The following is a 411-nucleotide window of genomic DNA, read 5'->3' on the forward strand; positions in this document are numbered from 1 at the left end:
CACCTACACGGCCACCGAGCTGGGCCCCGTCGGCGGCGCGAAGGGGGCGAGCGTCGCCACCTTCGTCGACGCCGCGATCGGCGAGCTCGACCTGGCGGCGCGGTCCGTGGGCACGGACCGCCCGGTCTCGACGGTCTTCGTCGGGGGCGGCACGCCGACGCTGCTGCCCCCGCAGGACCTCGTGCGCTTCCTCGATGCCGTGCGGGAGCGGTGGGGCCTGGACGACGATGCCGAGGTGACGACGGAGGCCAACCCCGACAGCGTCACCGAGGAGTCGCTGCGGGTGCTCGCCGACGGCGGTTTCAGCCGGGTGAGCATCGGCATGCAGTCAGCCGTGCCGCAGGTGCTCGCGACGCTCGACCGCACCCATGACCCTGCCAACGTCGCCCGTGCCCTGGCCGCGGCCCGTGC

1 protein-coding gene is annotated in these 411 nt (G+C 74.7%); it reads left to right on the plus strand.

Annotated features, from left to right (window positions below; all coding sequences use genetic code 11):
• Positions 1-411: radical SAM protein (locus GSF22_RS34235; protein ID WP_208818000.1), on the plus strand; the 411-nt coding region annotated here is incomplete at both ends.

Source organism: Micromonospora echinofusca (assembly GCF_017614955.1).
GTDB lineage: Bacteria > Actinomycetota > Actinomycetes > Mycobacteriales > Micromonosporaceae > Micromonospora > Micromonospora echinofusca_A.